Raw genomic sequence first — 16,383 nt, 5'->3', positions numbered from 1 at the left:
TCGTCTGCGGGGACGACATGGGGATGGCCTGTCATTAACTGTGTGTATAACTCATCCCGGTGGTTATCCACGCGGTTGTCCCTGTGGGAATTCACACGGTTATGGTCATAGTTATCCACAGAGTGAATGATTGCAAAAAATGCCGGCCGCCCTGTGGATAGATGTGCCTGCCTGAGGGTAGAATGGCTGGCTCGATTCGGGTTCACCTTGAGCCCTCTTTCTCTGTATAACGACAAGCGAGCAAGGCGGTTTTGTGTCTGAAGAGCTCTGGCAACGCTGTCTGACGCGGCTCGAAGATGAGTTGCCGTCACAGCAATACAACATGTGGATCCGCCCGTTACAGGTTGCGGCGTCCGCAGATGGTGCCGAGCTGACCCTGTTTGCGCCCAACCGCTTTGTGGTGGACTGGGTTCGTGACAAGTACCTGGATCGCATTGGCGAGGTGCTGGGCGAGATGCAGTCTGGCCCGTTGCCTCAGTTGCGTCTGGAGGTCGGCTCCAGCCGGCCTGTCCCTGCGTCCGTAGCGCCCGTTGCAGAGCCCGCCACAGCTCGTCCTGCCCCTCAGCCCTTTAATGGTATGCAGAGTCATCAGGAGGCCCCTGAGCCGCGCCCTGTTGTGGCGGAAGTCGGTGGTGCCCGCAAGCACCGTAGTAATCTCAATACCGGCTTTACGTTTTCCACCTTTGTAGAGGGCAAGTCGAATCGCATGGCGGCGGCGGCAGCCCAGCAGGTGGCGGAGAACCCGGCCAGCCATGGCTATAACCCGCTGTTGTTGTATGGCGGTGTGGGGCTCGGCAAGACCCACCTGATGCATGCGGTGGGCAACGAGCTGATGCGCCGCAACCCCAATGCCAAGGTGGTGTACCTTCACAGTGAGCGCTTTGTGGCGGATATGATTTCGGCGCTGCGTAACAAGACCATCAATGAGTTCAAGCGCTTCTACCGTAGTGTGGATGCCCTGCTGATCGATGATATTCAGTTTTTTGCAGGTAAGGAGCAGTCTCAGGAAGAGTTCTTCCATACCTTCAATGCTCTGCTGGAAAACGGGCAGCAGATCATCCTTACCTGCGACAAATTCCCGAAGGAAGTCGATGGCCTGGAAGAGCGTCTCAAGAGCCGCTTTGGCTGGGGGTTGTCCCAGCCCATGGAGCCGCCAGAACTGGAAACCCGTGTCGCGATTCTCAAGAAGAAGGCAGAAGAGGCCAAGGTTGACCTGCCCAATGATGCCGCCTTCTTTATTGCGCAACGAATCCGGTCTAATGTACGAGAACTGGAAGGGGCGCTGCGGCGGGTGATCGCCCATGTGCGATTTACCGGTGCGCAGATCGATATCGGGTTGATCAAGGAAGCGTTGAAGGATCTCATTGCCCTTCAGGCGCGGCAAATCAGTATCGACAATATCCAGCGGGTTGTGGCCGAGTACTACAAGATCAAGATCAACGATCTGCTCTCGCCACGGCGTACTCGCTCGGTGGCGCGTCCGCGCCAGGTGGCTATGGCGCTCTCCAAGGAGTTGACCAGCCACAGCCTGCCGGAAATCGGTGAAAACTTTGGTGGTCGGGACCACACCACTGTGCTGCATGCCTGCCGAAAGGTATTGGAGTTACGGGAATCCAACCCGGAAATTGAAGAAGATTATCAGAACCTGCTACGGACGCTGACGTCATGAGCAGGGACCATATCCAGGAAGGTAACCAGAACGGGAAAGCGCGATGAAATTCTCAATCAATAGAGAACAGCTCCTCAAGCCCTTGCAGCAGGTGGCTGCGGTGGTGGAAAAACGTCAGACCCTGCCGGTGCTCTCCAATGTGTTGCTGGAAGTGGGCGATGGGCAGCTTTCCATGACGGGCACGGACCTGGAACTGGAGTTGGTCGCTCGCCTGCCGCTGGAAGGGGAAATGCAGCCGGGTGAAACCACGGTGCCGGCACGCAAGCTGGTGGATATTGCCAAGAGCTTGCCTGCCGAAGCGGATATCCGGTTTGAGGTCGATGGCGAGCGCATGCTGGTGCGTTCCGGGCGTAGCCGGTTCACCCTGTCCACCCTGCCCGCATCCGAGTTCCCCAACCAGGAAGAGGATGCTGCAGGCTCTACGCTGGATATCCAGCCCAATGTGCTGCGCAGCCTGATTGACCGCACCGCGTTCTCCATGGCCCAGCAGGACGTTCGCTACTACCTCAATGGCATGTTGTTCGAGCTCAAGCCGGGCCGTCTGCGTGCGGTTGCCACCGATGGCCATCGCCTGGCATTGTGCGATGCCGAGCTGGAGGCACCGGTAGAAGAGGCTTCTGTCATTCTGCCCCGTAAAGGGGTTATGGAGCTGTCTCGTATCCTTGGGGATGCCGGTGAAGTCGCGCGGCTGACGATCGGTCGCAACCATGTGCGGATCGTGGTGGGCGCGATTACCTTCACCTCCAAGCTGGTCGATGGCAAGTTCCCGGAATACGATCGTGTGATTCCCAAGGAAGGCACTCGGCACGTGATTGCCGATCGTGAAACCCTGCGCCAGGCGCTGGCCCGGGTGGCGATTCTTTCCAATGAAAAGTACCGCGGCGTGCGTGTCCAGCTGGCCGAAGGCAGCCTGCGTATTGTCGCCAACAACCCCGAGCAGGAAGAAGCGGAAGAGGAAGTGTCCGTGGACTTCAATGGTCAGCCGCTGGAAATCGGCTTTAACGTGAGTTATCTGCTGGATGTGCTGAACACCATGTCTGGCACCCAGGCGGAACTGGAGATGGGGGACAGCAATAGCAGTGCCCTGGTCTTCGATCCGGAAAGTAAAGCGGCGGTGTATGTGGTGATGCCCATGCGGCTGTGATGTGACCTGACTGTTCTGGATAGAAAAAGCCCGGCATTTGCCGGGCTTTTTTTGTGCTTCATCGTGGATGAGCGCGTCAGCCTGTTCTTGCTCGCTATTCATTTAAGCTTGGGCTTGGGGTTCCTCGCCTTGTGGATAGGTCTGTGGGTAGCCTGTGTCTTGCTGTGGAGAAAGGTGGCTGGGGGTGCAGGCAGCCTGGGGCTGCCTGCGCTACAATCAATGTCCAATTCGTTTGCCGGTGCGGTTGTTTTGCGCTGGTGCCAGTGCTGTCTTCGGGGTCAGGATCCGGATTTATGTTGAATCGTCTCCAGCTGGGAGATTTTCGTAACTACCGTCAGGCGGATGTCAGCCTGTCTCCTTCCCTGAATGTAATCCTGGGTGATAACGGCAGTGGCAAGACCAGTCTGCTTGAGGCGATCTATTTTATTGGCAGTGGCGGGCGCTCGTTTCGGGGTGGTCGCCTGTCTCGTCTTGTGCGTGACGGGGCGGAAGCCGCGACGCTCTACGCGGAAGTGCATGATGGTGAAAGTGTTCGCCGTCTTGGGGTTCGCCGGACGCCGGGCGGCATTGATGCGATCAAGCTGGATGGTGCCACCCCGAAGGCCCTCAGTGAGGTGGCCACATTGCTTCCGGTATTGGCGCTTCATCCCGGCTCCGTGGACTTGGTGTTTGGGGCTTCGGCTCTGCGTCGCCGCTTTATGGACTGGGGAATGTTCCACGTGGAACATGAGTTTATGCCCCTCTGGCGTACCGCCAATGCTGCGTTGAAGCAACGCAATGCGCTTTTACGCAGTGGCAGCATAAACCCGCGGGAATTGGGCTTTTGGGATCAGCAACTGGCGCAGACTTCTGATAGAATCGAAGGGTTACGCCGCAGCTATTTGAAAGAACTGCAGGCTGGACTTGATGACGCCCTGGCCGTGCTATCGCCGGACATGAAGATCCGTTTACGGCTGCAGACCGGGCGCCAAAAAGGCGAAGACACTCTTGCTGCGCTGCAGCGCTTGCGGCAAGACGATATCCGCAGGGGGTTCAGCCAGGCGGGTTTTCACCGGTCGGATATTCGCATTGATATCGGTGAGGTAGTGGCCCGGGACCGGTTGTCCCGTGGTCAGGCCAAGCTGGTGGCGTATGGCATGGTGTTGGCTCAGCTACCGCTGATACAGCGAGTGGGCAAGGTGTGTACCCTGCTGGTGGATGATCTGGCCGCAGAGCTGGACGAAGAGCACCGTCACCGTCTGCTTCAATACCTGGCGATGACGGGCCACCAGACATTGATAACCGCGCTGGATGCGCCCCAATGGGCGGCCATCGTGAATGACAACAACGCTTTACAGGCGATCGAGAGCAAAATGTTCCACGTGGAACATGGCAAGCTTCGATCCCTTACCGGGAGTGAATAAGGAAAGAGCATGGCGGAGAAAAATTACGATTCATCCAGCATCAAGGTGCTGAAAGGGTTGGATGCCGTTCGCAAGCGCCCCGGCATGTACATTGGTGACACGGATGATGGCACCGGTCTGCATCATATGGTCTTTGAGGTGGTGGATAACTCCATCGATGAAGCTCTTGCTGGCTTCTGTTCCGAGATCAAGGTTGTCATTCACCCGGACGAATCCGTCTCCATTCAGGATAATGGTCGCGGAATTCCGGTGGATATCCATGAGGAAGAAGGGGTTTCAGCGGCAGAGGTAATCCTCACCGTACTGCACGCCGGCGGCAAGTTCGATGACAACACCTACAAGGTATCGGGTGGGCTGCACGGTGTAGGGGTGTCCGTAGTGAATGCCCTCTCCGAAGAGCTGAAGCTGACGATTCGGCGTAATGGCCAGGTCCACGAGCAGATCTACCGTCATGGCGTACCGGACAAACCCCTGGATGTCGTAGGTAACACGGACTCCAGCGGGACCAGCATCCACTTCCGCCCTTCTGCGGAGACTTTCAGTAACATCAAGTTCCACTACGATATTCTGGCCAAGCGCCTGCGTGAACTGAGCTTCCTGAACTCCGGTGTGCGTATTCATCTGAAAGATGAGCGTAGCGGTGAAGAGGAAGTGTTCGAATATGAAGGGGGCCTGAGCGCCTTTGTCAGCTTCCTGAACGAGAATAAGACGCCACTGAATCAGGTGTTTCACTTCCAGTATGACCGTGAGGAAGACGGTATTGCCGTGGAAGTGGCCATGCAGTGGAATGATTCCTATCAGGAAAACATCTTCTGTTTCACCAACAATATCCCCCAGCGGGATGGTGGTACTCACCTGGCCGGCTTCCGGGGTGCGTTGACCCGTACCCTGAACAACTACATGGACAAGGAAGGTCTGCTCAAGAAAGAAAAGGCCAACCCGTCCGGTGATGACGCCCGGGAGGGCCTGACAGCGGTGATTTCCGTGAAGGTGCCGGATCCCAAGTTCTCCAGCCAGACCAAAGACAAGCTGGTGTCCTCCGAGGTCAAGGGGGCGGTAGAGCAGACCATGGGAGAGCTTTTCCAGGACTATCTGCTGGAAAACCCGGGTGAAGCCAAGGCCATTACCCAGAAGATCATTGATGCCGCGCGTGCACGGGATGCGGCCCGCAAGGCGCGCGAAATGACCCGCCGTAAAGGGGCGCTGGATATTGCCGGCTTGCCAGGCAAGTTGGCGGATTGCCAGCAAAAGGACCCTGCCCTCTCTGAACTGTACATTGTGGAGGGTGACTCTGCGGGGGGCTCAGCCAAACAGGGCCGCGATCGCAAGAATCAGGCGATCCTGCCGCTGAAGGGCAAGATCCTCAATGTGGAAAAGGCGCGTTTCGACAAGATGCTCTCTTCTCAGGAAGTGGGCACCCTGATCACGGCCCTGGGCTGCGGTATCGGCCGTGATGAATACAACGTGGAAAAGCTGCGTTACCACCGCATCATCATCATGACCGATGCGGACGTGGACGGCTCCCACATTCGCACCCTGCTGCTGACCTTCTTCTTCCGTCAAATGCCAGAGCTGATTGAACGTGGCTATGTGTATATTGCCCAGCCGCCGTTGTACAAGGTGAAGAAAGGCAAGCAGGAAACCTATATCAAGGATGATCCGGCCATGGAGGAGTACCTCACGACCCTGGCATTGGAAAAGACCTCCTTGTACCCGGGTAACGATGCGCCGCCGATCAGTGGTGAACCGCTGGCCAATCTGATTGCGGAATACCGCAATGTGATGAAAATCGTGGATCGTCAGTCCCGGGTCTTCCCTGAGGAAGTGCTGGAGCAAATGATTTACATGCCCTCCCTGTCTGAAGACAGCCTGAAAGACCAGGCGGGCATGGAAAGCTGGTGTGAGAGTTTGGGCAAGCGTGTGGATGCCATTACGGATGCTACCCAGACCTTTACCATCAGTGCCCGCAAGGACGAAGAGCGTGGCCTCTTCTTGCCACGTGTGCGAGTACTTGCTCACGGTGTACCCCGCGAATATCAAGTGACTATCGATTTTCTTCAGTCTCCGGACTACCAGAAGATCAAGGCACTGGGCGAGACCCTGGAAGGCCTGCTGGCAGAAGATGCCTATGTGCAGCGTGGCGAAACCCAGAGGCCGATTCGCCACTTTGCGGAAGCGCTGGAGTGGCTGATGATCCAGGCCCGTCGTGGTACGGCTATCCAGCGTTATAAAGGGTTGGGTGAAATGAATGCCGAGCAGCTGTGGGAAACTACTATGGATCCCGAGAGCCGCCGTATGCTGCAGGTGACCATCGAAGACGCCATTGCGGCGGACCAGATCTTTACCTGCCTGATGGGCGATGATGTGGATCCCCGCCGTCAGTTCATCGAGTCCAACGCGTTGCAGGTATCGAACCTGGATGTGTAATTAACGCAACAGGGAACACGCCTAACCGAGGCCGCAGGCAGTGACTGCGGCCTTTGTTTATCAACCGGCGCCACCGTAGGAGCGTCGCTCGCGGCGCGATCACAAAGTCGCGAGTTTCGAAAGGCAAAATCAGCAGATCTGATGGCTTAAAGGTTTTCGACACTCGTTACTCGCTCCTGGCCAAGGTGATCGCGCCGCGAGCGACGCTCCTACGGGAAGCTGATTCTAATTGCGTCAATTGACGATGAACCCATAAAAAAAGCGAACCCGATGGGTTCGCTTTTTCTTTGCGTGCAAGGGTGTCGCGTGTCAGCGTTGCCTTACACCGCAAAATCTTCCAGCTTTGCGCCTTTGGCCAGCGCATCCTGCAACCACAGCGGACGTTTGCCGCGTCCAGTCCAGGTGTTGCTGCTGTTGTTCGGGTCGCGGAATTTCACTGCAGCAGGTTTGCGTACCCCTGCTTTTTTCTTGCCAGCCGTTTTCTTGCGAGTGGTCTTTTTCTTGTCGTTGGCCTTCAGCAGTTCAGAAGGATCTACGCCCAGTTCCTTGGCCATCTTCTCCAGTACCGCCTGGGCATTTTTCAGCTCAGCCTTACGCTTTTTATCCAGAGCGGCTTCCGCCTGCTTGATCAGTTTTTCCAGTTCGTCGATGGAAAGTTCATCAAGATTGATGGTCATTATTATGCCCTTGTGATTTGTCATTTAACTGCGCGACGACTCTAATTATTTTAAGCAGGGTTGGCAATAAGGGTTTGGTTAAAATAGATGTGAGCTACAAGCTACACTTGATTGGAAAGGCAAACCCAAAATAGTTCCCAGGTTTTTTAGAAGAACGGAAACGCCTTTCAGATCGTTGAGTTCGGCGCCAATAAATAACCCGAGCACTTTGTAGGAGCCATGCTCGCATGGCGATCCGAGTCTAAACGAGGTAAGGATTCCAGAGCCTATACAAAACACTCGCATAACGAACCGAGCCCAAGCGAGGCAACCGGTTCTGCTAGCCGCCCACGTTTCCCGAATAAACGCCCTGCCCTACCCCGGATAATGCTCCTGAATCCACTGCTGTACTTCTGCGGTGACCTGCTGGGCTTTCTTTCCTTCCGTGCCGATCGGGGGGCTGATGCGAACGGTGATGGTGCCGGGATAGCGAATCCAGCTGCCTTTGGGCCAGCAATCACCGCTGTTGCTACTGATGGCTACCACCGGGACACCGGCCTGGCAGGCCAGCATGGTGCCGCCATGATTGAAGCGACCGATGGTGCCCGGTGGTTGGCGTGTCCCTTCCGGGAAAATGACTACCGGTAGTCCCTGTTGCAGTCGTTCCTTGCCTTGCTTGAGCAGGGATTTCAGTGCGGCATTGCCTTTGCTGCGGTCAATGCGAATGGGGTTGAGCAGGGCCAGCCCCCAACCGAAAAACGGGATCCACAACAGCTCCCGTTTGACCACGGTAGTCTGCGGACAGATGAGCGTTTGCAGGAAAAAGGTTTCCCAGCTGCTCTGGTGATTGGAGAGCACCACGCAAGGTGCATCGGGCAGGTTATGGACCCCTTCCAGCTGCACCTTCACCCCATTGAGGTGGCGGTCGAGCCACATGGTCAGGTGAGTCCACTGGTTGATAAAACGATGGCGGGGGCGCATCGGCAGCCAGAAGCCAACGATGACGCAGAAAAAGCTGTAAATGATTCCGGCAAGGTTATACAGCACGAAAAACAGCGCGCTGCGAACCTTGATCGACAGCGACGGTGTGTCGTGCTGCATACCTAGTCCTTCAAGGTGTGATCAACAAAGTCGGCAAGAGAATCAAAAATGGCCACGTCACCCAATGTCTCGGGCAGGCCCTTGTCCAGGGTCTTTTGTCCCTTGCCGGTGAGTACCAGCACCGGTTGGCAGTGACGAGCGATTCCCGCTTGCAGGTCCCTAAGGCTATCACCAATCAGTGGTGCTCCGGTGACATCGCCATACTCGGTAACAATCTGGTCGATCAGACCGGGAAGGGGTTTGCGGCAGTCGCAGCCATCGTCCGGGCCGTGGGGGCAGTAGAAAATACCGCCCATTTCACCGCCCTGCGCGGCCACCAATTCACGCATCCGCGCATGCATGGCATCCAGGGTGGCAACGTCGTAGTAGCCACGGCCAATCCCGGACTGATTGGTGGCCACCACCACGGTATATCCGGCCTGGCTGAGCCGTGAGATGGCATTGATGCTGCCCGGGATCGGAACCCATTCGTCTACCGTCTTGATGTAGGCATCGGAGTCTTCGTTAATGACCCCGTCACGGTCGAGGATGATGAGTTTGTTCATGAATAAACCCTGTGCCTTAGTTGTAGGAGCGTCGCTGGCGGCGCGATCACCTTGGCCTGGGACGGGTAACGAGTTTCTAAAACCTTGAAACCGAATGGTCTGCGGGTTTTATCTTTCGAAACTCGTTTTCGTCACTCACGACGTTGTGATCGCGCCGCCAGCGACGCTCTTACAGCAGTGTTGGGTGTATAAACAAAGGCCGCAGTGACTGCGGCCCGGTTTTGCGTGTTACTTGATGCGTGCAGCGTGTTGCGTCTTACTCTTGCAGCAGACTGATGTCCGCCACGTTCAGGAACAGATCACGCAGGAATGCGAGCAACGCCAGCCGGTTGTTGCGTACGGCTTCATCTTCGGCCATCACCATCACGGTGTCGAAGAAGGCATCGACCGGTTCACGCAGCTCGGCCAGCATTTCCAGCACACCCTGATAGTCACCCTGCTCCAGCAGCGGTTCGGATTGCTCATAGCTGGCCACGACCAGATTGGTCAGGGTCTGTTCGGCGTCGTCTTCCAGAAGAGCGCCGTCGATCTCTTCGGGCGGTTCCCCGTCGAGCTTGGCCAGAATGTTGGACACCCGCTTATTGGCGGCGGCCAGCGCGGCAGCTTCTTCACGCTGCTGGAAATCGGCAACGGCTTTCACGCGTCGGTCGAAATCCAGTGGCTTGCGGCAGGCGTCGTCGATGGCCAGTACCGACAGGATCACCGGGGTGGCAATGCCCCGCTCCTGGTACATGGCGCGGTAACGGCCCTTGATGAAATCGAACGCCTCGTCGATCTGGCTGGCATCAATGCGTTCGCCAAGTTGCTGGCCTGCCTGATCGAGCAGCTCACGCAGGTCAATGGCGAGACCGTTTTCGATGATGATGCGCAGCACCCCCAGGGTGGCGCGACGCAAGGCATAGGGATCCTTGGTGCCGCTGGGCTTCTGGCCGATGCCGAAGATGCCCACCAGGGTATCAATCTTGTCGGCCAGAGAGACGGCCATGCCAGTCTTGCTCTGCGGCAGGCTGTCGCCGGCGAAGCGCGGCAGGTACTGCTCGTACAGTGCGTTGGCGACCTCTTCCGGCTGGCCTTCACGCTGGGCCAGGTAGTAACCCATGATGCCCTGCATGGTGTCGAACTCGTACACCATCTCGCTGTTCAGGTCGGCCTTGCTCAGCTCGCCCGCCAGTTTGGCCTGGGCCGCGTCGCCACCAATCTGCTCGGCAATCACTGCCGCCAGGGCACCAATGCGCTGGCATTTGTCCGCCACGGTACCCAGCTGCTGCTGGAACACCACATTGGCCAATCCCTCGCCGTGTTGCGCCAGGGTCTTCTTGCAATCGTTGTCGTAGAAAAACGCCGCATCGGCCAGACGCGGGCGAATCACTTTCTCGTTGCCGGCGATGACCTGTTCAGCATCCTTGGACTGGATGTTGCTGATGGTAATGAACCTGGGCATCAGCTTGCCGTTGGCGTCCAGAACAGAGAAGTACTTCTGGTGTTCTTCCATGGCGCTGATCAGTGCTTCCTGGGGGACCCGCAGGAAGTCCTCGTCGAAGCTGCCGGTGAGGGCTTCAGGCCATTCCACCAGCGCGGTAACTTCGTTGAGCAGGTCAGGGTCAATCTGCGCCGTGCCGCCGGCCTGCTTGCCTGCGGCAATGGCCTGTTCATCGATCATGGCCTTGCGGCGATTGAAGTCAGCGATCACATGACCGTCATTTTCCATCCGTGTCGGGTATTCACCGGCGTTGGCCAGCTCGATGGCACCCGGTGCGTGGAAACGGTGGCCATAGCTGGTGCGACCGGATTGCAGGTCCAGCAACTCGAACGGCACTACTTCGTCACCAAACAGCGCCACAAGCCAGTGCGCGGGGCGCACAAACTGTACCTTGCGTTTGCCCCAGCGCATGCGTTTGGGGATCGGCAGTTTCTGAATGGCCTGGGCAAAGAATTCCGGCACCAGCTCAACGGTGGGCTTGCCCTGCTCGGTAATGTTGGCGACCAGACGTTCGCCCTTGCCGGTGTCCTGGCGGCCCAGTTGGTCCACGGTCAGACCCAGTGAAGCGGCAAAGCCTTGGGCGGCCTTGGTGGGGTTGCCGTCCTTGTCGAAGGCCGCCTGTACGGCCGGGCCCTGGCGTTCGATGTCACGGTCAGCCTGCTTGTCGTCCAGGCCACGAACCAGTACCGCCAGACGACGGGGGGCGGCAAAGCTTTCTACGTCACCGTGATTCAGTCCTGCTTCATCCAGCTGGCGAACAAACTCGTCGGTGAGCGCCGCACTCAGGTTCGGCAGGGCTTTTGGGGGCAGCTCTTCGGTGCCCAGTTCAATCAGCAAATCCCGGGACATTATTTCTTCCCCTTCTTGTTCGCCTGTTTGGCGGCTTTCTCATCCTGCTTTTGCAGCTCTGCCATCACTTCCTCACGAATGGCGTCGTCGGCCATGGGGAAACCCAGCGTGCGGCGCGCATCGAAGTAGGCCTGGGCCACGGCCCGGGCCAGGGTGCGTACCCGCAGGATAAAGCGCTGGCGTTCGGTGACAGAGATGGCCTTGCGGGCATCCAGCAGGTTGAAGGTGTGCGAGGCCTTCAGGACATATTCATAGGCGGGCAGCGGCAGGCCGGCCTCGATCAGCTTGGTGGACTCGGATTCGAACAGGTCGAACTGCTTGAACAGTTCTTCCACGTTGGCATGCTCGAAGTTGAACGTGGACATTTCCACTTCGTTTTGCAGGAACACATCGCCGTAAGTGACTTTGCCGAAGGGGCCATCGGACCACACCAGATCGTAGACCGAATCTACGCCCTGAATGTACATGGCGAGACGCTCAAGACCGTAGGTGATTTCCCCGGTCACCGGGTAGCAGTCGATGCCGCCCACCTGCTGGAAGTAGGTGAACTGGGTCACTTCCATGCCATTGAGCCACACTTCCCAACCCAGTCCCCAGGCGCCCAGCGTTGGGGATTCCCAGTTGTCTTCCACAAAGCGGATATCATGGACCAGCGGATCAAAACCCAGCATGCGCAGGGAACCCAGGTACAGCTCCTGGATGTTGTCCGGCGACGGTTTCAGGACCACCTGGAACTGGTAGTAGTGCTGCAGCCGGTTGGGGTTTTCCCCGTAACGGCCGTCGGTGGGACGACGGGAAGGCTGCACGTAGGCACTGTTCCAGTTCTCCGGGCCGATGGCGCGCAGGAAGGTAGAGGGGTGAAAGGTACCCGCACCGACTTCCATATCCAGTGGCTGTACCACCACGCAACCTTGCTCTGCCCAGTATTGCTGAAGGGCCAGAATCAGGCCCTGAAACGTCATGATATCCGTCTGCGGTTGTTCCGCCATGGTGAATCCTGTTGTTCAATACATTTTCCGCGAAGGCGCAAGTATACCGGGCCGTCCGCAGCGGTGATACCGCTGTTGCGCCTCTCGCAACTACTGACAGCAGGGTGTCAGTAGACACCGGGTAGAATGGTGTGGATATCGGCCGGCAGGCCGTCAGGCGACATATCACAGGGAAGAGCATGCGACGCGCGGAACGCTTGTTTCAGATCGTACAGATCATCGGGGCCAACCCCTGGACCACGGCCCAGACTCTGGCGCAGCGCCTGGAGGTGTCGGAGCGCACCATTTACCGGGATATTGACCATCTGTGTGGCAGTGGCGTGCCGGTCTACGCCCAGGCGGGCAAGGGCTATGCCCTGCTGGAGGGATATCAACTCCCTCCGCTGATGTTCAGTGCCGAGGAATGGCAGGCGTTGCTGACCGGGTTGGCCATGGCGCAAGGTTGGGCTGGGCAGCGCCAGGCGGGAGTTTTGCAGGCCGTTCAGGAAAAACTCGCCATGGCGGTGCCGGCCCGGTTACGGGCGCAGACAGCGACGGTAACCGCGCCAGCCTTGCCCGAGCGAAGGATGCTTGGTGCGTTGCTCGATCCCCTGCAGCGGGCTATCGCCGATCAGGTGAAGGTGCAGATTCATTACCGCGATGCCTTGGACGCCCAGAGTGTGCGTACGCTTTGGCCGTTGGGGCTGTATTTCTGGGGCCATTGCTGGACCCTGGTGGGATGGTGCGAATTGCGCAGGGCATTTCGGCATTTTCGTGTCGACCGGATCGTCATTCTGCAAACCCTGGGCAGCCATTATCCGGTCATGCCTGGTCAGACGCTTGCGGATTATGAAGCCCTGGAAATCGAACAGTGTGAAAAGAGAGAAGCCGATGAAAGACCGCTGTCCCTGGTGCGGGGATGACCCGCTCTATCAGCGCTACCATGATGAAGAATGGGGCGTTCCGGAATATGACGATCAGACCCTGTTCGAGTGCCTGAATCTGGAAGGTGCCCAGGCGGGCCTCAGCTGGATCACGGTGCTGCGCAAGCGTGAGCACTATCGGCAGGTTTTTGATGGCTTCGATCCGGAAAAGATCGCCCGTTATGACGAGGCGAAGGTGGCTGCCTTGCTGGCGGATCCCGGGATTATCCGCAATCGACTCAAGGTGGCGGCCACCATTGGCAATGCCCAGGCCTTTCTCGCCATGCGTGATCGCGGACAGAGCTTGTCTGGCTTTCTCTGGGATTTTGTCGACGGTACCCCGACGATCAACCATTTTGCGACGCTTGCCGAGGTGCCGGCCCTGACGCCTACCGCTGAAGCCATGAGCAAGGCCCTGAAAAAAGCCGGTTTCAAGTTCGTCGGGCCGACCATTGTCTATGCCTTCATGCAGGCGGTGGGCATGGTCAATGACCACCTCATCACCTGTCCGCGGCACAGTGAGTGCAGTTGAAAGCGGCAAGCTACAAGCTTCAAGCTTCAAGCTGCAACACGAACCAGAATCATGAGTGTATTTTCACGAATGTGACCCCGCGCTGAAATCTCTGGGCGCGTGCAGTGCATTTGAGAAGAGAAACGCCTTGAGTCGCGTTGTAGCTTGAAGCTTGCCGCTTGCCCCTTGCCCCTCAAAAGTTGGTACGCCCCTTGCTGAGGGTAAGGATGGAGAGTAGTCAAAGACAGGATGTCGTTCAGGGTACCCAGCAATGAATAACAGCAAGCCCATCCTCATCATCAAGACCGGCAACACCTATCCCCAGATCAGCCAGCACTATGGGGACTTTGACCACTGGATTCACACGGGGCTTGGCAATACCCCTGCCTGTGTCATCAGTGCCCACCATGGCGACCCGCTACCCGAACCGGCATCGCTGGCCGGGGTGGTCATTACCGGGTCTCATGCCATGGTCACAGAGCAAACCCCCTGGATGCGGGCCCTGACCCACTGGCTATATAGCCTGGTGAAGGATAGCCCGGCGATGCCGGTGCTGGGGTTGTGTTTTGGGCATCAACTGCTGGCCCATGCCCTGGGGGGCGAAGTGGCTGACAATCCGATGGGAATGGAGGTTGGGACTGTGCCCCTGCGGCTCACCGAGGCGGGGCATCACGATCCCTTATTGAGCGCCATCGTCGGGCATCCGTGGGCACAAGTGGTGCACAGGCAGTCAGTACTGACTCCGCCCAGGGGCGCCACGGTGCTTGCCAGCAATGTTCATGACGCCTGTCAGGCCTTCCGGTACGGGGAGTGTGTCTGGGGGGTGCAATTTCACCCCGAGTTCAGCGCTGATGTAATGCGTGCCTACCTGCAGGCGTTGAGCGGTGACAGCCTCACCCAGCAGCAGGTGGATACCCATCTTCAGGATGTGCGGGAGTGTCAGGATGCCAGCAGCATCCTGGCCCGTTTCGCCCGCCTGACGTTGCCGCAGGTGGCGTAGGAGCAAGCGACAAGCTTCAAGCTACAACGCGGCGGGTCTCGTCATTAAGCAGCCCGCCCTGCCCGCGCTCCTGATTCGGTCCGCGTAGGGCATTTCAGACACGATGAAGATTCCCGCGTTGTCGCTTGCGACTTATTCTGCCTGTTCACCGAACACCGCGCCGATCAGGGCACTGCCCTGCTGGAAGGGGTTTTGGCGGATCTGGGTTTCCTGCTCGCCGATGCGGGTGTAGAGCTGGTCCATGCTGGTGTCGATAACGTACTTTTCCAGGTCCAGGTTCGGCTTGTTAGTAAGTGGTAACTTATCGTAGGCCGCCAGTAATGTCTGGTATTGATCATAGAACCCGGTCTTGCGCAGGTTGTCTTCCACAATGGGTTCAAAACGCTGGCGCAGGCTTGCTTCCGTCTCCCCGCGGAAATAGGTGGTGGCTGCGGTGTCCCCGCCCTGAATAATGCCCAGGGCATCATCCACGCTCATGGAATTGATGGCATTTTTGAAGACCGGGGCGCCCGCCGCGACGGCCTTTTCTGCCCCCCGGTTCATGGCGGTTTCGAGCTGGTCTACATAACGGCCCAAGCCAAACTGGCGCAGGGTGTTGGCCACCGGCTGGGCAGCGTCCGGCAGTTGCAGGTTCATGGCCCCTTCGCGGGACAGCTGGGCAGCAGCGGTATCGGTGCCCTTGATCAGGGCTTCCTTGATGCCGGAGACCAGCCGCGACTCGGTATCGTAACCGGCGTCTTTGGCCATCTGGTTGCCTGCGTTGACCCAGGGCATGACCGCTTCCATGTGCTGACACCCGGTCAGAGCCAGGACAAGCAACAGGGGGACAAGAGAAAGTCGTGTCTTCAAGGGAGTCTCCTTTGTTTTGGCGGACATGCTACTGCACCCGTCCGGGCGGCTAAACACTTCTTTCAGGAGCAAGCTACAAGCTACAACGCGGATCAGGCGAGTTGTAACCGATTGGATCTGCGCCGCGATTCATGGAATTAATGTTGCGCGGGCACAGCCTTTCAAGGCTCAATAAGCATGATCGCGCCTTGCAGCTTGAAGCTTGTAGCTTGCCCCTGCCTTATGACCGAAGACGATTACCGCGAACAACACAAGCAACGCCTCGCCTATATGCCCTGGCTGTATGCCCGGTTGAAACCGAAGCATCGCGCCTGGGCCGAGCCGTGGCAGCAGGCCCTTCAGCAACGCTGGATGGCGCTGGAAACGGTGACTTTTGGAACGGACTGTTTTGTGGCGCCGCAGGCGGTGCTGCTGGCCGAGCCAGGTCGCGACATTATCGTCGGTGATGGCAGCCAGATCGCCGCAGATTGCGTCATTCACGGCCCGGTACGCCTGGGCCGAAATGTCAGTCTGAACCACCATGTGACTCTGGAAGGAGGGGGCGCCGGGGTGCATATCGGCGACGGCTCCCGTATCGCTGCTTACTGTACCTTTTATGCCTTCAACCACGGTGTGCATGCAGACCGTCCGGTGCGCGAGCAGCCGGTCACGTCAAAGGGGATTCACATTGGCAAGGATGTTTGGGTGGGCGCCCGGGTCGGGATTGTGGACGGGGTGACCCTCGGAGATCATGCCGTGGTGGGGATGGGGGCCGTGGTTACCAAGGATGTTCCCCCCTGGACCATCGTGGCGGGCAACCCTGCCCGGCCCATTGGCCGCCGGCCAGGTTCGCCCCCTGAACACCCCTCGACATAGCCG

General features: G+C 58.0%; 14 protein-coding genes. 8 read left to right on the top strand and 6 right to left on the bottom strand.

Going from position 1 to position 16,383, the window contains the following annotated elements; genetic code table 11:
• Positions 1-253: 253 nt before the first annotated feature.
• From dnaA to gyrB, 4 genes are all read left to right on the top strand, one after another.
• Complete coding sequence (gene dnaA, locus A15D_RS02680) at positions 254-1,669, top strand: chromosomal replication initiator protein DnaA (RefSeq protein WP_102790662.1); 1,416 nt, start codon at positions 254-256, stop codon at positions 1,667-1,669.
• Positions 1,670-1,712: 43 nt separating this feature from the next.
• A complete protein-coding gene (dnaN, locus tag A15D_RS02675) occupies positions 1,713-2,813 on the top strand; it encodes a DNA polymerase III subunit beta (RefSeq protein WP_102790661.1) in 1,101 nt (366 codons plus the stop codon).
• A 293-nt stretch (positions 2,814-3,106) separates the two neighbouring features.
• Positions 3,107-4,216, top strand: a complete 1,110-nt coding sequence (recF, locus tag A15D_RS02670) for a DNA replication/repair protein RecF (protein WP_022985933.1) — start codon at positions 3,107-3,109, stop codon at positions 4,214-4,216.
• Between the two features lie 9 nt (positions 4,217-4,225).
• Positions 4,226-6,643 carry a DNA topoisomerase (ATP-hydrolyzing) subunit B gene (gene gyrB, locus A15D_RS02665; RefSeq protein ID WP_022985934.1) on the top strand — a complete coding sequence of 806 codons (2,418 nt, stop codon included), beginning with the start codon at positions 4,226-4,228 and terminating at the stop codon, positions 6,641-6,643.
• A gap of 320 nt (positions 6,644-6,963) precedes the next feature.
• On the opposite strand, the gene A15D_RS02660 is transcribed toward gyrB, so the two are convergent.
• The 5 genes from A15D_RS02660 to glyQ all read right to left on the bottom strand — a co-directional run bounded on the left by A15D_RS02660 (position 6,964) and on the right by glyQ (position 12,263).
• On the bottom strand, positions 6,964-7,320 hold the full coding sequence (locus A15D_RS02660; protein ID WP_102790660.1) for an H-NS family nucleoid-associated regulatory protein: 357 nt from the start codon (positions 7,318-7,320) through the stop codon (positions 6,964-6,966).
• Between the two features lie 354 nt (positions 7,321-7,674).
• The gene (locus tag A15D_RS02655; RefSeq protein WP_102790659.1) at positions 7,675-8,400 is read right to left on the bottom strand and encodes a 1-acyl-sn-glycerol-3-phosphate acyltransferase; all 726 of its coding nucleotides are present in this window, start codon (positions 8,398-8,400) and stop codon (positions 7,675-7,677) included.
• Positions 8,401-8,402: 2 nt separating this feature from the next.
• Positions 8,403-8,945 (bottom strand): D-glycero-beta-D-manno-heptose 1,7-bisphosphate 7-phosphatase, encoded by a 543-nt coding sequence (gmhB, locus tag A15D_RS02650; RefSeq protein ID WP_102790658.1) that lies wholly within the window; start codon positions 8,943-8,945, stop codon positions 8,403-8,405.
• Positions 8,946-9,201: 256 nt separating this feature from the next.
• The gene (gene glyS, locus A15D_RS02645; RefSeq protein WP_102790657.1) at positions 9,202-11,274 is read right to left on the bottom strand and encodes a glycine--tRNA ligase subunit beta; all 2,073 of its coding nucleotides are present in this window, start codon (positions 11,272-11,274) and stop codon (positions 9,202-9,204) included.
• Positions 11,274-12,263, bottom strand: coding sequence for a glycine--tRNA ligase subunit alpha (glyQ, locus tag A15D_RS02640; RefSeq protein ID WP_022985939.1), 990 nt, complete (start codon positions 12,261-12,263; stop codon positions 11,274-11,276). Before glyQ ends, glyS begins: the two co-directional genes overlap by 1 nt.
• Before the next feature lie 179 nt (positions 12,264-12,442).
• Here glyQ and A15D_RS02635 point away from each other — a divergent pair, with 179 nt between their 5' ends.
• The 3 genes from A15D_RS02635 (at position 12,443) to A15D_RS02625 (ending at position 14,676) form a co-directional block, all read left to right on the top strand.
• Positions 12,443-13,165 (top strand): YafY family protein, encoded by a 723-nt coding sequence (locus A15D_RS02635; RefSeq protein WP_102790656.1) that lies wholly within the window; start codon positions 12,443-12,445, stop codon positions 13,163-13,165.
• A complete protein-coding gene (locus A15D_RS02630; protein WP_102790655.1) occupies positions 13,134-13,697 on the top strand; it encodes a DNA-3-methyladenine glycosylase I in 564 nt (187 codons plus the stop codon). Before A15D_RS02635 ends, A15D_RS02630 begins: the two co-directional genes overlap by 32 nt.
• 250 nt (positions 13,698-13,947) lie before the next feature.
• The gene (locus A15D_RS02625; protein WP_102790654.1) at positions 13,948-14,676 is read left to right on the top strand and encodes a glutamine amidotransferase; all 729 of its coding nucleotides are present in this window, start codon (positions 13,948-13,950) and stop codon (positions 14,674-14,676) included.
• Between the two features lie 132 nt (positions 14,677-14,808).
• On the opposite strand, the gene A15D_RS02620 is transcribed toward A15D_RS02625, so the two are convergent.
• Positions 14,809-15,525 carry a DUF4197 domain-containing protein gene (locus tag A15D_RS02620; RefSeq protein ID WP_233192023.1) on the bottom strand — a complete coding sequence of 239 codons (717 nt, stop codon included), beginning with the start codon at positions 15,523-15,525 and terminating at the stop codon, positions 14,809-14,811.
• A 222-nt stretch (positions 15,526-15,747) separates the two neighbouring features.
• Between A15D_RS02620 and A15D_RS02615 the strand changes: the two genes are divergently transcribed.
• Complete coding sequence (locus A15D_RS02615) at positions 15,748-16,380, top strand: DapH/DapD/GlmU-related protein (RefSeq protein WP_102790652.1); 633 nt, start codon at positions 15,748-15,750, stop codon at positions 16,378-16,380.
• The last annotated feature ends 3 nt before the right edge of the window (positions 16,381-16,383 follow it).

Origin of the sequence: Alcanivorax sp. MD8A, from assembly GCF_002888555.1 — a bacterium.
Taxonomy (GTDB): Bacteria; Pseudomonadota; Gammaproteobacteria; order Pseudomonadales; family Alcanivoracaceae; genus Alcanivorax.
Note: the sequence above shows the minus strand (reverse complement) of the source record. Positions and strands in the feature narration are given on the sequence as shown.

Coding starts and splice junctions, on each gene's coding strand:
- A15D_RS02660 (WP_102790660.1), bottom strand. CDS start 7,320: ATGACCATCAATCTTGATGAACTTTCCATCGACGAACTGGAAAAACTG.
- gmhB (WP_102790658.1), bottom strand. CDS start 8,945: ATGAACAAACTCATCATCCTCGACCGTGACGGGGTCATTAACGAAGAC.
- glyQ (WP_022985939.1), bottom strand. CDS start 12,263: ATGGCGGAACAACCGCAGACGGATATCATGACGTTTCAGGGCCTGATT.
- A15D_RS02630 (WP_102790655.1), top strand. CDS start 13,134: ATGAAAGACCGCTGTCCCTGGTGCGGGGATGACCCGCTCTATCAGCGC.
- glyS (WP_102790657.1), bottom strand. CDS start 11,274: ATGTCCCGGGATTTGCTGATTGAACTGGGCACCGAAGAGCTGCCCCCA.
- recF (WP_022985933.1), top strand. CDS start 3,107: ATGTTGAATCGTCTCCAGCTGGGAGATTTTCGTAACTACCGTCAGGCG.
- dnaN (WP_102790661.1), top strand. CDS start 1,713: ATGAAATTCTCAATCAATAGAGAACAGCTCCTCAAGCCCTTGCAGCAG.
- gyrB (WP_022985934.1), top strand. CDS start 4,226: ATGGCGGAGAAAAATTACGATTCATCCAGCATCAAGGTGCTGAAAGGG.
- A15D_RS02625 (WP_102790654.1), top strand. CDS start 13,948: ATGAATAACAGCAAGCCCATCCTCATCATCAAGACCGGCAACACCTAT.
- A15D_RS02615 (WP_102790652.1), top strand. CDS start 15,748: ATGACCGAAGACGATTACCGCGAACAACACAAGCAACGCCTCGCCTAT.
- A15D_RS02635 (WP_102790656.1), top strand. CDS start 12,443: ATGCGACGCGCGGAACGCTTGTTTCAGATCGTACAGATCATCGGGGCC.
- A15D_RS02655 (WP_102790659.1), bottom strand. CDS start 8,400: ATGCAGCACGACACACCGTCGCTGTCGATCAAGGTTCGCAGCGCGCTG.